This is a genomic window from Polaromonas sp. CG_9.7, from assembly GCF_015752205.1.
Lineage (GTDB): Bacteria > Pseudomonadota > Gammaproteobacteria > Burkholderiales > Burkholderiaceae_C > Polaromonas.
This window is the reverse complement of record NZ_JADOVG010000029.1, coordinates 1-13,740: the sequence shown is the minus strand read 5'-3', so window position 1 is coordinate 13,740 and position 13,740 is coordinate 1. Positions and strand designations below refer to the sequence as shown.

The window sequence follows — 13,740 nt, the reverse complement described above, 5'->3', positions numbered from 1 at the left end:
TCTATATCGGGTTCTCGCCTTTATTGGGTGTTTGGCCGCGTTGGCTTGGGTGTTGGTAGAACGCAATAAATTCGATCCCTGGATAGCCTTGGCGGCGGCTTTAACTGTTTTGGTCAGTTCCTTCTTATCGCCCGTGGCGCGACGCCTACGGAGAGGCATGTCCCAAGACGTTGGGGCACATGGAATTGGAATTCAAGCGGGCCGAGACGCTCAGGTGTCATTGAAGCAGCGGCCGCCAGGTTCCCATGATGTTTGAAAAACAAGTTCAATCAGTCGCGGCGGGCGGTATTGCGATACAGGCGGACGGCAGCGTGCAGGTAGGTGTCTCCTACGAAGCTACCCGCCAGATAGCCCTCGACGTTTATCATGCAAATTTTCCGACTTTGGTATCAGAAGCTGCAGGTCTAGCTAGAGCTCGCGCTGAAGAGTTAACAGATAAATTTTTGACGCGACTTGTTCATGAGAATCCAACCGGGTTTAATCAAGCTACGCAACCGGATTTCCAGAACGCACTCTTAAATGCGCAGCGAGACCATGCATGCGCAGGAGACGCGGAACTAGCTGATCTGTTGGTTGACCTGTTAGTTGATCGGACAAAACAGGACTCACGGAACGTTTTAAGGCTCGTGCTTGATGAGGCGCTCAAGACTGCACCCAAGCTTACTGAGCAACAGTTAGCTGTTTTGGGGGTAGCATTTGTTGTTGGTTGCACAAGGTCGCAAGCGAATACTTGGGTGGGGTGTGTTGAGTGGATGACTAGACACATCAAACCTACTCTCGAACATGCGGTTATTACAAAATCAACTTTTTCGCACCTCCAATTTACTGGCTGTGTTACATCGAATGGAGTCCGTCAAGTCGATCTTGCTCCCGGAATATTTCCCGAGTACGCAGGCTTTTTTCAAACCGGATTTACTGATGATGAGCTGCTGGCGCAAGGCCTTTCAGAAAATGCAGCGAAATATATAAAGCCGCTTACGGGAAAGCCGGGTTTGAAATGGGTTGCGGTTGCCCGAGTAAGCGAAATTGAAAGTCTTGTCAAAAGCGCCGAAATTAACAACGAAGATGCTCCTAAACTGCGAGAATTGTTGACGGGGCACCTTCAATCACTTGAGGAATTCCGAGCGAAAGTTCTTGCGGACATGCCATTTATGCAGCGTGTATTTGATATGTGGGCCATGGGGGAACTGGGAGGAGTCACCCTAACCAGCGTCGGCATGGCAATAGGGCACGCATATATTAAAAAAACCGTTAAAAATGAATTTGCGCATCTATCGATTTGGATTGAATAACTAACGTACGGGCTTAACTCGGTCGCCCATGCGCGAACGAACGTAGTGCTCTGTCATGTCCCGATTTTTGTGGGCGAGAAGTTTCTGGGCGTGTGCTAGATCCCCAATGTCGGTTGCAGCCTTTGCTCTGATATCGCGAAACTGAAAATCCACTTTTGCCAACATGCGCGCCTTGTCGAAGCGTGAACGCAAGGCGCATTGCGTTAAGGGCTGGCCATTTTCGTCTTGGATCAGGTAGTCGCTGATCGCCAGGCGTGGTCGCTCGTTGATTCTGGCGATGGTGGCCGCCAGTTCGCCGGTAATCTCGATGCCCAAGCGAGCGCCGGTTTTGTTCTGCACAATCCACAGTGCGCCATCCCGAATATCGGTGCGCTTGAGCTTGAGCACGTCGGCGGGCCGCTGGCCAGTCAGCAATGCCAAGTCCATTGCGTCAACCACAGTGATATGTGCCTGCGCTTTCACCTGGTCAAACTCCACATCAGTAATGTATCTGGATCGCCCGGATTCCTTGAAGCCCTTCACGCCCTGGCATGGGTTTTGTGTCGCCGTATATCCCCATTCCCGGGCCTTGTTGAAGAGGTGCGAAAACAGCGCCTTTTCCCGGTTGGCCCGGACCTTTGCTACCTGGCCGCGAATGTCCATGTACTGACGGATGTGCATGGGTTCAATGGCATCAATCGGCATGTGCGCAAACACCTTCGATAGGTTTGCCAATTCCTTGTCATTGTCCAGGCGCGTCTGAATGCTCTTGGTCGGATAGACCTCCCGCACATAGCGGCGCGCCACCACGGAAAAGAGCTTGGTTGATTCATCTTCCCGCACGCCTTCGCGTTGCGCCCACAGCCGCAAGGCTTCCGCCCGGTCGCTTGAAAGCTTTGTCCATAGTCGGGGCGAAGTGCCGCTGACGTGGTACCAGACCGTGCCTTTTCTGTGAAAGCGCGGCGGGTCATCAAAATTAGAAGCGCGGCGACGGCCCATTACGGTCCTTTAAAGCGGAAAAATTTGGTTTGAAAACGACTTCTTCAGGTGCGCCGCACCCCAGCATTTTTTCGGTGTATTTGCGGGCCACGATGGGCCTGCGATTACCATTGATTTCAAACCGCCACCCCTTGGTGCGCAGCCATTCGACCTGGCGGGCCGGTGTTTTGAAACCCGTCAGTGTTCCGACTTCATCGGTGGTGAGAAAGAGTGCGAATTCCATAGCTTTTGGTCGTGCTGAAATTCGTTTTTAGGCGTAGCCAATAATCGCGCAGCAGGCTTGAGGCGTTGGCATGGCACTAAGAGTGCCAGGCAGAGCATTTATCAATCCATCAGCCTGGCCGCCTTCATTGCCGACGCTGTGCAGGCCGGTGGAAAAATCATTGCGTTGTTCGATATTCTTTTTCATGAGTCCAGTTCTCGGTTTCTCTCGGTTTTCACCCTCACTCCCCCTCAAAAAATCTAGGCGCAAGGCCGATGCCTCATCGGCCTCATCGCCTTGCGTACAGTTATTGACACAAGTCCAAGGCCGCGAAGCGGCGGGAGAATTCGGATTCGCCACCCGGCTGGCGACTTGCCACACGTGGCGCTCTGATTCCACGATCCAATGCACGAACCTTGTTGCCTGGCCGCCCATATGCGCCATGTGTGCCGGCTTGTACTGTTCTGCGCTGACAGTCTCAATTCCTATCGGCCGCTTTGCTGCTTTTTCGCCGTAGCGGTTCATGCCCTCCGGCTGGGTCTTGGAAATCTTGATGCGTGCATTGCAACCGCAATAGACGCCGCCTTGGGCTTGGATGTAATGCGCCCAGCTAACCGACTTGACCGTACCGGCTTCCATGTTGGTGATCTTGTTCACGGCGTGGTGTGCGTCGATCAGGTGCTGGGGCGCGCCGCTGGGCAGGTTTTTGATCCGGCGCAGTTCGCGCCACGGCCCGACAGGTGCGCCGCCGACTTGCTGGAACTGGCGAATGCGCCAGGTGGCGGCCCAGGTCTCCACCCGGTGCGAAGCCGTCACGCCGTCATTGCCGTAGAGGTCGGTATCGAGCTTGAAACCGTCAATGTTTTTTGCCACGTACTTGGCGATGTAGCCTGCCGCCGTGCCCTTGCCCGCGTCAATCGGTTTGAAGTCCACCCGGTGCGTTGATGCACCCGGCTCGTTGGGCGAGTCCTGCAATGCGTATTTCCAGACCGTGGCTTGCAAGTCGGCTAATTGCTCAGGTGGAACAAACACCAACAGGTGCCAATGCGGCGTGCCGTCGTGGTTCGGTTCGGCAATCCTGAAACCATATTGCCCGATGCCCTGGCGAGCCAGCTTGGCGCGTATGCGGCTCCACACTTTAGCGAGGTACTTTTGCGCTTGGCCAGGCGATGTGCCGTCGTAGCGCTTGTTTTCAAACACGCGGTTGTCTGCGCCCTTAACCGTGGCCCATTTGTGCATTCTGCTGGGGCAGGTCATCGTGAAGAACAGCCCAGCGTGGCCCATTTCAAGCGCGATGCGTTCAAAGCCGCTGATACGCGTCATGAGTTCGGCGCGGCGAATGGCCTTGTTCGCCGGGCCTTTGGCCGCGAGTTCGGCCAGCTTGAATTCTTGGCCCAGCTCGTTGACCAGAATCGTTTCTTCCAGCGTGGCCGCAATGCGCTCGTTCTGTTTGGCGCGCCGGTAAACTGATTCATTCGACACATAGCAGTCCTTTGCCCGGTTCACATAACCCAGGTCAATGGCTGCGCCTTCCACTAGCTTGGCATGGACCCTGCGCAGCATGCGCCGCCACCAGATAGGGTCCGCCATGCGCGCCACGGCCGGGCCATCCTGAACGCCGGTTTCTTTTTCAGCATCCCAGGCTTCGGGCGACGTTACGTCCTGGCCCTGCGCAAGGCGGTTCATTGCGGCGCGCAGGGACGCCAGGTCGTGATAAATCTTGGCAAGTTCAGACGACCTGGCCGCAAGTTGGTCGGCTGCATTGCAAATGTCAGCGTCTGACGCGTCGAGCGGCAGGCGTGAATCACTCAGGCGGTCAGCCCATACTTTTAAATTGGTGTTGGCGAAAAATTCGGGATGATGGCCGCGCTCGTCCCGGTAGTGCTTGCCGCCCGGTGTTTCCGCGTGCCAGCGGTTCACCAGCTTTTTCTTCCAGCGTGGCGGCAAGTCGCTAACCTGGCGTTCAATCCAGTTTTGCGTTGCAAGGTTCGGCTGATAGGCAGTCATTTACGCCGCTTCACTTTCAAAGAAGCGGGCAGGGCAGCGCTCAAACTTGGCACTGCCTTGTTGCGGCAATTGGGCCAGGCACCGGACTGATTTCCGATTGCGTTGGACGGCTTCATGCAGGGCCTGTTGCAGCGTTGCGCAGCCTATGAAAGCCACGGCATAGCTCAGGCTGTGCGAGTCATAGCAGACGGCTGCCGTCCCTGTTGGTAACGCGAAATGCTGCAACATGCTGTGCGCTTGCCGTTGGGGTTAACGTGCGTTTGTCGTGGTTGCTTGTTGGTGCTGCATTGCTGCGACTACGAACAAGCCAATCAGAACAGCAATTACGGCAACAGCCTTTGAGTTGCCTGTACCGTTGAGCATGGAGATAGGAGCGTGCATGGCTCAGCCCTCCAAGTTATCAAATTTTTTCGAGTCATCCGACAGGGTGAGCACGTCATAAAGCGGGGAATCTTTAGCCCAATGGGCGAGGTGGTCGCCGATGGTGTTGGGATCGTCCTTTGCCGTTTTGACGATGCCCTTACCTTGAAGGAAGCGAAACAGTAGGTGGTTTTCTGCGAGACGCCCGAACAATTCCCGCATGGCTGAGTCTGTTGCGGAAGATACGCCACCAAACATTGCTGTGGTGTGCTCTTGGGCGATCAACTCCATAACGCGTTGATCGTTCTCTTCCATGCGCTCTAAAGCGCGGTCTAGGCGTTCTTGACCTAGGCCATCGGCAATCAGGAACCCGGGTTTTGCGTTGAGCGTTAAGCCCTTTTGTTGAAGCGCATCACTTTCTGCTGCGGGTGGAACGGTTGCCGCGTGGGCTTGGAGTTGGTCAAAGTCAACGCCTTGCGACTCGTAGAAGTCACGCAGCTTTTGAAGCGTGGCCAGGTCCGGGCGGAATCGGCCGGCTTCAAATTGCTTTAGCTTGTAAGCTTGAATGCCTGTTTCGGCGATAACGTTGGCTTGGGTAAACGTTAGCTCACGGCGTGCGGCCTTTGAGAGGTCCGGGGTAATCTGTTTTTGGTGACTGCTTGTCATATTTCCTCCTAATTCGTTGTAAAACGTCTAATTAGGAGGAAATGATATCTACTGGTTGATCAATAGTCAACCATATTCGGTGGAAAAAAACTAATTAGGTGGATTTAGGTGATTGGCTTTCGTGCCCGACCTAATTTTTCAACCCTTGAACTAAATTTGAAGTCGTTTGCCATTTCTTCAGTCATGTTTACTGAATGGTCATCTTTTCCTTCCCGAACAAGCATTCGTAACCCCAATAGGACCATGCGTTCTCCTTGATTCAATTTCGGGTTGTCGTCAGGTTCCGTAGGGTCGCCGTACAACAGCCAGGTCATCGGGACATCCAACGATTCACAAAGAATTCTGAATTCGCGGATGCCCGGCAAACTTTCACCCGATTCATATCGGGAAATTGATGTCGGCGATAGACCAGTACCTTCGGGGTCGTAGTCTTTTGTTAAACGGCTAAGTGCTTCAACACTTAACTTTAGGTCGTTTCTTGCATAGCGACTGCGTTCCCCAAACAGTGACTCAGGCGCCGTATTGGGTTTGGCTGGCATGTCTCTTAAAGACACCGAAACAAGGACGTTGGGGTTCGAAAGATATGCCTGTTCCTTCACGCTGAGTTCAGGATCGGGTGTTGGCGTGAATTTGCTTCCCGTTTTTGACATGATGGCAATCGGTTTGAAAAAGTAGATTTTAGGGCAGCGCTGTTCAGTCGCACCGTACAAGTTCTTTTGGCTTAAACGGCTAAAGAACCGCATGGTTATTGGTTGAACTGAATTTTGAACAGGTTCAAAATTCAGTTCAGCTAGCCCTTAATTTGAGTTTTTTCACCATCTCGATGGTCTGCTATGCTGCATTTGATTAGCCTTGGGTCGAGACGCCTCGCCTCGATGACGGCGCTGAGCGCGAGCACTTTATTTCTTAAGCCCCCCCCTCTTTTTGCGCAACCTATAGGACTACCGATGGTTTCATACGCAGTAATTGTCGAAAATGACGAGTCTCATTGGCGTGATGAAACAGGAAAAAATTATCATTTCCCTAATCGGTACAGAAAATTTCTGTTGCCAGGAACAATTGTGGTTTATTACAAAGGAAAGTTGCGCGACAACTCGTTTGCTGCTGGTCGCTTGTCGCCTGAGCCACATTATTTTGGCATCGCCACGATAGGTGCACACCTTCTGGACGTAGCCAGTGCAAAAGCCGATTGGTATGCAAAAGTCGAAAACTATCAGTTGTTTGCCGCGGCCGTTCCGAACAAAAAGCCCGATGGCAGCTACTACGAGTCGATCCCATCGAGTCGTTTGAAAAATTACTGGCGTGACGGTGTTCGATCAATCGACAAGACGACATACGAAAAAATCGTGGTAAGTGCAAAGTTCCACCTACCCTTAGCGCTGATCCTTCCGACCATGAATGATGCCGGGCAAGGGCTCACGTCTTCGATCGAAGGAGCGAAAAAGTTGGTCTATACGACCATCTATGAACGCGACCCTGAACTTCGGAATGAAGCTGTACGAATTCACGGCACTACGTGTATTGCTTGCAATTTCAACTTTGAAGAAGTTTATGGAGATTATGGAAAGGGATACATTCATATTCACCATCGAAGCCCAATATCAGAGGCAGGCGGCTCGATCAGTGTCAATCCGGCCAAGGACCTGGTACCACTTTGCGCGAATTGTCACTCAATTGTTCACCGCCGCAAGAATAGCGTTCTTTCTATCGAACAACTGATCAGCATGGTTCAAAAACCCAATTGACATCGGTTTGGTGTGTCATACCTTGATCAAAAGTAAGGTAAATTTTTCTTCTACAAAGATGCCACTTCCCTAGCTATAACGCTCGCAAGAAATGGCAGAGTTTTTGAACAGTTAGTAGAAGAGAAATTTTCTATCTCTTTGATTTTGAATGTCTTTTTAACAGATTGAAAATCCTTGTGTCGGTGGTTCGATTCCGCCCCAGGCCACCAAGGTTTACCTTGCAAAAAAGCCAACCCATGCGGTTGGCTTTTTTGTTTCCGACGACAAACAGTCCTCGTGTCCGGTCCATTTCCGGGCTGCTGCTTTCTTCAAAACGCTTCCCCACTTCTCTACATGCCGATGTGAATTTCCGGACGGTCGTGCTTGCCAGTCGATGGTTTGCACTGATACTACCGGCCACTCGTACAGCTAACACGTGTGAACTCCCTCGACTAAACTGCCTTTGTTCAGAAAAAACCTGATTGCTCCCTCAATGGCCGATAACTACGACGATTATTCCAAAGAACAACTCTTGCGCTTGTTGCGTGAGCGGGACCGTAGGCCCAATTTTGGACTGGTGTGGGAGCGCGACGAGATTGACCACGACCTGTCGGTCAACAATGATTTTGTGGCGCTGGACTGGGATGCTGATTTGTCTTGCGGCGACGGCCCGCAGAGCAACTTGATCATTGAGGGCGATAACTTCGACGCGCTGCGCACCTTGCGCATGACGCACGCCGGTCGGGTGAAGTGCATCTATATTGATCCGCCTTACAACACCGGCAACCGCGACTTTATTTACAACGACCGCTTCATTGACAAGGAAGATAACTACCGGCATTCCAAATGGCTGGAGTTCATGTATCGGCGGTTGGAGCTGGCCAAGGACCTGCTAACTGAAGACGGCGTGATTTTTGTGTCCATCAACGACATTGAGGTGTTTCACTTGGGTTTGTTGATGGAACAGGTTTTCGGAGAAAAGAACTGCTTAGCAAAATTGATATGGCAAACAGACGGAAATTTCGATAACCAAGCTCGTTTCAAAGTTTGTCACGAATATGTGCTTGTTTATGCCGCTTCGGAAAGCCAAGTCGGTGCCCCTCCAGTAATTGATCCGAACGCTGAAGAAACGGGAAAGCTATTTCGCGAAGAAATTCAAAATACCATCGTCAAAAATGGACCCAAAAACCCAGTCTCTGAAATCCTACTTCCTGCTGGATTTCCCGCTGACTTTGAAAGTGGCGTTGTCCCAGCGCGAACCGACAAATGGCCACACCTCTTATCCGATGCAGTTGTTGAAGGGGGGGAACTGGTGTCCGCAGTTACCGTGAAAAGCGGCTGGGCCAATAAAAAGCTCTGTGAACGCTTTATTGCGACAGGATTCACACCGGTTTGGGATACAAAAAATCAACTCACCGTATTTAAGCTAACGCTCAATGGAGCAATTGAAAATGTAAAAGTGCGGTCTGACGATCAGTCGCACGTAATATCGGTGATTAAGAATGTGGGAAGCGTTCAGTCTTCAGGAGCCGATCTACTTACTCAGGGGATTGACTTCACATACCCGAAACCAGTCGGCCTGATCAAGTACCTTGTTAGCATGATCGAAGACAAAAATGCGTTGGTGCTTGATTTCTTTGCTGGATCGGGAACAACTGGCCAGGCAGTTCTGGAACTCAATGCAGAAGACGGAGGAAAGCGCAATTTCATTTTGGTTTCTAATACAGAGGCAACAGTGGAATTACCAGGCAAGAATCTCTGCCGCGATGTTTGTGCCAAACGGGTTACTCAAGGCATTGAAGGTTATAGAACAAAAAAAGGCGAATCCGTCGCTGGTTTAGGTGGCGGGTTTGCCTACCTACGGTGCAGGTGTATTCCCGCAGCAACCGTGTTCCGTGGCATCCAGCACGCGCAAATATGGACGGCGTTGCAACTTATTCACGAGGTGGCACTTTCGCCCTATCAGGCATCGCTGTCGATGCAGATAGCGCAAGGCAAACGGGGGCTGGTGATCTACCTGCCCAAGATCAACGACGCGGTGCTGGACGTACTGCACACAGCGGTTCAATCGGTTGCGCAAGCCGTGGTGTATTCGTGGCAACCGGCATTGTTGGTGCAGCGTTTGACGGACCCGCGTCTGGCGTTTGAACCTATTCCGGCGTTTCTGGTCAATCGCTTCGGTGCGCGATCTACGGCGAAAGGGGGACGGCCATGAGCGCCCCGGCACCCAAGGGCTATCAGCGCGAAGCGGTTAACAACGCGCTGGAGATATTCCGCTACGCTGAGGGTCAGTTACGCCAGGCGCTGGACGATGCCAGCAACGCGGCGGCGACGGCCTTTAATGGTTGCCTGCTGCTGGAAGCACCCACCGGTTCCGGTAAGACCCTGATGGCGGGCATGATTGCCGAAGCGTTTGCAGCACCCGACCGCGATAGCAATGCGCAAATAGTCTGGTTCTGGTTTACACCCTTCGCGGGGCTGGTGGAACAGGCCAAAGGGGCGATCAAGTCCACCTTTGTCGGCCTGCGGGTGCGTGACCTGCAAGGTGACCGCAAGACGCGCGGCACCAAGAGTGGCGACGTGTATGTGACCACCTGGGCATCGGTGGCGGCATCCAACAAAGACACCCGCAAGGTGCGCACTGGCGGTGAATTTAATCTTTCGCTGGACGACTTGATTGCCGAGCTGCGCGCCGACGGTTTTCGGATTGGTGCCGTGGTGGACGAGGCACACCATAGCTTTACTAAGGCTGCCGAAACCGTCCGTTTTTATCGGGAAACACTCAAACCCGATTTCACCCTCATGATTACCGCCACACCTGACGACCAGGATGTGGACAAGTTCAAGAAGGCGGCGGGCATTGGCCACTTGCACCGCATCCGTGTCAGTCGCAAAGAGGCAGTGGACGCGGGGCTGATCAAGGACGGTATCAAGTCGATTGCCTATCTGGCTGCAGACGATCAAAAAGAGTTGGTGGACTTTGCAGCAACCGCGCTGGCCGATGGCTGGGGTATGCACAACGTCATCAAGCAAGGCTTGCAGGCAGCCGGTATTGGCTTGGTGCCATTGATGCTGGTGCAAGTGGCAAACAGCAACACGGCGGTGGATGAAGCGCGGGCGCGCTTGGCTGCGCTGGGTGTGCCTGATTCAAAAATTGCTTGGTATACGGCAGACGACCCGAACGACGATTTGCTGGCGGTGGCGATTGACGAAAAGAAGGAAGTGCTGATTTTTAAGGTGGCTGTGGCGCTTGGCTTTGATGCGCCGCGCGCCTTCACGCTGGTATCCATGCGCGGGGCAAAGGACACCGACTTTGGCATTCAGGTGGTGGGGCGAATCCTGCGCGTACACAGCCGCTTGCAAGGGCTAACGTTAGAGAAAAAGTTGCCCGAGTTGCTGCGCTGTGGCTATGTATTTTTGGCCGACTCAGCTAACCAGAGCGGTTTGGTGCATGCAGGCGAAAAGATCAATGCGATTCAGAGCGAGCTTTCCCAGGTGTGCCCATTCACCATGGTGGTGAAGGTCGCGGGCCGCAATGAAATTCAAGTCACTCACAACGGGCAAACGCAATTGCTAACGGTGCCCTACGCCCCGCCCGCCTGGCCTGCGCCGAATGTGAACATGGCAACTGAGAGCGTGCACATTTTCGCCAACACGCCTAGCTGGCAGCAAACCGGGATTTTGACAAATCTGGTGCTGTTGCCCACCGAGCCGGTGCAACAAGGTATCGACCACCCGCGTGCCAACACGCCGCTGATCACTGGCAACAAGCGTCATGTCCTGCGCACTGGATTGCAAAATACCTACCGGTCTGAGCGCCTCCCGCTGTCAACAGCAGATTTATTGACTTGCATTTCGGCCAACATTGCCATTGACGATAAGGTGTTTAACGCCGGGTTTCGCCAATCCGTCAAGGTGACCCGCCAGACGGTGGATGTGTTTGTTGAGGGTAGCGAGGTATCGGAGTCGATGCAGGCACGTTTGTCAGACGCGGAGATTGCACGGCGTGCCCAAAGCGTAATGTTCGATGCTGACTATCTTGACCCCCGCGATCTACATGATGCCCTTTTGGCGCGGCTGAAAACCGAATACGTCCATCGTGGTATTGACACAAACGACGCCGGTATAGAGCTAGCGTTGAACCGTATCATGGCGGCCTACCCGCGCTTGGTTCGGATGGCTGCCCGCACTTGCGCGGCGAAGTTCAAGGAAATATTTGACGCTGCACCCTTGCCTGAATTTGTGGAATTGCCTGCCGGTGTAAAGAAGTCACGCCTGAATATCTATGGCGTGATGCCGCAGGACCTGAACGGACCAGAGCGGGCGTTTGCTGAACTATTAGACGCTGACACGTCGGGCACGATCGAATATTGGTTTCGCAATGAACCACGTAAGCCTTGGTCTATTGGCATTGTGATGCCCAGTGGGGACCGCTATTTCCCCGACTTCGCCATCAAGGTGATGGGACGCACTGTGGGCGGTGGCTTGCTACTGGTGGAAACCAAAGGCAATCACATTCTGAACGGTGACGACACGCTAGACAAGATTCTTGCTGAGCACAAGGTGTATGGGGTGCCGTTGATGCTGGTGCAGGATGCTGGCGGACGCTTTATGACTGTGAAGTATTTCCCCCATACCGGGCGCAATGAGGAAGATCAGATTTTCCGGGTTGAGAATCTGGCTGGGTATTGATTTGGCAAGACTGACGCGAAGCCTTTGACGAGAAAGCCTTCGGTGAAAAAAAAACAACAAAAAACTGCCGTATCCAGCGCCATTGATAACAATGGTGCCGGATACGGTGTCTTATTTTCTGGTTGCTTTTCTTTCACTCGTCTTCAGTGATTTCCCGGCAGGACGTCTTGCGGAACTTCGCCGATGCTTCATTCTGCGTGGTGATGATGCGCCCGCGAAACGCAATTTCGATCAGCCGGGAAAACTCGCCGTCAAACCATATTGGCTCCAGCGATTGGAGTTTTTCGCTGTCTTCCGGCTTCGTGACGACCCAGCTGTCCTGCTCGTGGTCTGACACCATCATCGCCCAACTGCGACGCGCAATAGCTACGACCGCTCTCAAGCTGTCCGTGCGCTCTTCCCGGCCCGCACGGGCATGGGTCACCGGCAGGACAAAGCTGGCCCCGTTGGACCTCACGCCCTCGTAGAGTTCTGCCTTCCATAAGCCGGACAGGCAGCCTGAGCGCGCCACGTCAGGGTGGATCAGATACCAATGGCAATTGTCATTGCTTCGCTTGAGAATGACGCCTTTGTGCATGCGGTTTTTGCTCGGGTTGATCCGAAACACAGTTTTCAGGGGCATGCAGACTGGAATGTCCTGCAGCACCTCGTCGCCCTGCGCCGAAAACGCACCCAGATCGAATTTCTCAAGCGTTGCCATTTGGTGCTCCTTTGCGGACGGTCAGGGTGAGGGTAGCCGATGGCTTCCCTGCGCCCGTTGCCTGGGCTGGTTGTGCTGGTTGTGCTGGATTTTCGCGGCCTGCGTCCCGAATCCATTGCTCCACGGCACGCTCGTCGTAGCGTTTGGATTTTCCTATCGTGCGGCAAGGCGGAAGGTCTGGCGAGCCTTGGGCGCGAAGCCGCTCGATGGTAGTGACTGATAGGCCCAGCCGCTGGGCCAGCCAGCCGGTGGAACGCATTTGATTGATTTCACTCATGATTTTTTCCTGATTGCGGCAAGGACGATTCCCTACTACTTTCTTGTTCTGGCCAGAGTGGGCGAAAGACGGCGTTTTTGGGCCAATGGCGGAGAAACCCGGCCTGTGCCAGTGCGTGCCAGTCAAGGTCTGCCGTGTGGAAATTAGTTTGGAATTTGCGACTGGAATGCATGGATGTGCTCGCGCAATGGGTTCTGGCCGAATCTGCGCCCCGTATGCGCATATATAACTTTTATGAGGTTGATTCCCGCCAACCCACATTGCCCGCAACCTGTCAAAACAGCTGTGGGCTTTTTCACATCAACGCAGATAAAGGAACTCCAACAATGAAGACCTCTTCCGGCTTGCCTGCTTGGCAATGGCAGTCAAGCCCGCGCTCTTTCAAGACATCCCTCGGCCCTAAAAGTGTGGATGTTTCGTTCACATTGCGATACCGCCGGTAGTCAGTACCCGCCTCGACATTTACAGCGTTTCAGACTCGATCACTCTGAACCGCCGCGTCTCCAACCCCCTTGACTTCAACGGTCAACGGGGTTCTTTCATTTGGATATGACAAACCATTCACCTACTGGAGACTCCCATGAGCAAAGCCGTTAACGCTAAAAATATCAAAGCTGAGCCGACAGAACAACCCGCCGCCGTCCAAAACGACGACGTCAAGCCTGCCATTCAGAATGCCGTCTGGCTTCTGAAAGAGGGCAATGCCGCCAAGCTCGGCAAGCAAACCCAGGGCGGCAGCGTGGGTTACTGTTGACGCCGACCGAAAACTGACCCACTTATAGAAGTTGTGCCGATCCAAAACTGACCCAGGTGTTTTACTTGCCCTGCCTTATTTTTAGGCA

12 protein-coding genes are annotated in these 13,740 nt (G+C 53.3%); 5 read left to right on the top strand and 7 right to left on the bottom strand.

The window, feature by feature from the left end; translation table 11 throughout:
• Positions 1–248 precede the first annotated feature (248 nt).
• Positions 249–1,292 (top strand): LPO_1073/Vpar_1526 family protein, encoded by a 1,044-nt coding sequence (locus IWX87_RS18600; RefSeq protein WP_196865004.1) that lies wholly within the window; start codon positions 249–251, stop codon positions 1,290–1,292.
• Here IWX87_RS18600 and IWX87_RS19820 read toward each other — a convergent pair whose 3' ends face one another.
• The 5 genes from IWX87_RS19820 to IWX87_RS18575 all read right to left on the bottom strand — a co-directional run bounded on the left by IWX87_RS19820 (position 1,293) and on the right by IWX87_RS18575 (position 6,215).
• Complete coding sequence (locus IWX87_RS19820) at positions 1,293–2,270, bottom strand: tyrosine-type recombinase/integrase (RefSeq protein WP_231374922.1); 978 nt, start codon at positions 2,268–2,270, stop codon at positions 1,293–1,295.
• On the bottom strand, positions 2,248–2,493 hold the full coding sequence (locus IWX87_RS20095) for a DUF4224 domain-containing protein (protein ID WP_196865003.1): 246 nt from the start codon (positions 2,491–2,493) through the stop codon (positions 2,248–2,250). Before IWX87_RS20095 ends, IWX87_RS19820 begins: the two co-directional genes overlap by 23 nt.
• A 27-nt stretch (positions 2,494–2,520) precedes the next feature.
• Positions 2,521–4,479, bottom strand: a complete 1,959-nt coding sequence (locus IWX87_RS18585) for a replication endonuclease (protein WP_196865002.1) — start codon at positions 4,477–4,479, stop codon at positions 2,521–2,523.
• A gap of 384 nt (positions 4,480–4,863) precedes the next feature.
• Positions 4,864–5,505 carry a helix-turn-helix transcriptional regulator gene (locus tag IWX87_RS18580; protein WP_196865001.1) on the bottom strand — a complete coding sequence of 214 codons (642 nt, stop codon included), beginning with the start codon at positions 5,503–5,505 and terminating at the stop codon, positions 4,864–4,866.
• 104 nt (positions 5,506–5,609) lie between these two features.
• Entirely contained in the window at positions 5,610–6,215 is a 606-nt protein-coding gene (locus IWX87_RS18575) for a helix-turn-helix domain-containing protein (RefSeq protein WP_196865000.1), read from the bottom strand.
• Between the two features lie 123 nt (positions 6,216–6,338).
• Between IWX87_RS18575 and IWX87_RS18570 the strand changes: the two genes are divergently transcribed.
• The 3 genes from IWX87_RS18570 to IWX87_RS18560 all read left to right on the top strand — a co-directional run bounded on the left by IWX87_RS18570 (position 6,339) and on the right by IWX87_RS18560 (position 11,921).
• Positions 6,339–7,250: an HNH endonuclease gene (locus IWX87_RS18570; RefSeq protein WP_231376569.1), complete on the top strand. Its 912-nt coding sequence runs from the start codon at positions 6,339–6,341 to the stop codon at positions 7,248–7,250.
• Positions 7,251–7,722: 472 nt separating this feature from the next.
• Positions 7,723–9,444 (top strand): site-specific DNA-methyltransferase, encoded by a 1,722-nt coding sequence (locus IWX87_RS18565; RefSeq protein ID WP_196864998.1) that lies wholly within the window; start codon positions 7,723–7,725, stop codon positions 9,442–9,444.
• Positions 9,441–11,921 (top strand): DEAD/DEAH box helicase, encoded by a 2,481-nt coding sequence (locus tag IWX87_RS18560; RefSeq protein ID WP_196864997.1) that lies wholly within the window; start codon positions 9,441–9,443, stop codon positions 11,919–11,921. Before IWX87_RS18565 ends, IWX87_RS18560 begins: the two co-directional genes overlap by 4 nt.
• 133 nt (positions 11,922–12,054) lie before the next feature.
• Here the strand turns inward: IWX87_RS18560 and IWX87_RS18555 are convergent, their stop codons facing one another.
• Entirely contained in the window at positions 12,055–12,621 is a 567-nt protein-coding gene (locus IWX87_RS18555; protein WP_196864996.1) for a hypothetical protein, read from the bottom strand.
• On the bottom strand, positions 12,608–12,898 hold the full coding sequence (locus tag IWX87_RS18550; RefSeq protein ID WP_196864995.1) for an AlpA family transcriptional regulator: 291 nt from the start codon (positions 12,896–12,898) through the stop codon (positions 12,608–12,610). The genes IWX87_RS18555 and IWX87_RS18550 overlap by 14 nt, the downstream gene beginning before the upstream one ends.
• A gap of 580 nt (positions 12,899–13,478) precedes the next feature.
• On the opposite strand from IWX87_RS18550, the gene IWX87_RS18545 reads away from it, so the two are divergent.
• The gene (locus tag IWX87_RS18545) at positions 13,479–13,652 is read left to right on the top strand and encodes a hypothetical protein (RefSeq protein ID WP_196864994.1); all 174 of its coding nucleotides are present in this window, start codon (positions 13,479–13,481) and stop codon (positions 13,650–13,652) included.
• The last annotated feature ends 88 nt before the right edge of the window (positions 13,653–13,740 follow it).

Bases quoted from the DNA above. Each gene is read 5' to 3' on its own strand.
- IWX87_RS18600 (WP_196865004.1), top strand. From the start codon at position 249: ATGTTTGAAAAACAAGTTCAATCAGTCGCGGCGGGCGGTATTGCGATA.
- IWX87_RS18545 (WP_196864994.1), top strand. From the start codon at position 13,479: ATGAGCAAAGCCGTTAACGCTAAAAATATCAAAGCTGAGCCGACAGAA.
- IWX87_RS18550 (WP_196864995.1), bottom strand. From the start codon at position 12,898: ATGAGTGAAATCAATCAAATGCGTTCCACCGGCTGGCTGGCCCAGCGG.
- IWX87_RS18555 (WP_196864996.1), bottom strand. From the start codon at position 12,621: ATGGCAACGCTTGAGAAATTCGATCTGGGTGCGTTTTCGGCGCAGGGC.
- IWX87_RS20095 (WP_196865003.1), bottom strand. From the start codon at position 2,493: ATGGAATTCGCACTCTTTCTCACCACCGATGAAGTCGGAACACTGACG.
- IWX87_RS18570 (WP_231376569.1), top strand. From the start codon at position 6,339: ATGCTGCATTTGATTAGCCTTGGGTCGAGACGCCTCGCCTCGATGACG.
- IWX87_RS18565 (WP_196864998.1), top strand. From the start codon at position 7,723: ATGGCCGATAACTACGACGATTATTCCAAAGAACAACTCTTGCGCTTG.
- IWX87_RS18580 (WP_196865001.1), bottom strand. From the start codon at position 5,505: ATGACAAGCAGTCACCAAAAACAGATTACCCCGGACCTCTCAAAGGCC.
- IWX87_RS18585 (WP_196865002.1), bottom strand. From the start codon at position 4,479: ATGACTGCCTATCAGCCGAACCTTGCAACGCAAAACTGGATTGAACGC.
- IWX87_RS19820 (WP_231374922.1), bottom strand. From the start codon at position 2,270: ATGGGCCGTCGCCGCGCTTCTAATTTTGATGACCCGCCGCGCTTTCAC.
- IWX87_RS18560 (WP_196864997.1), top strand. From the start codon at position 9,441: ATGAGCGCCCCGGCACCCAAGGGCTATCAGCGCGAAGCGGTTAACAAC.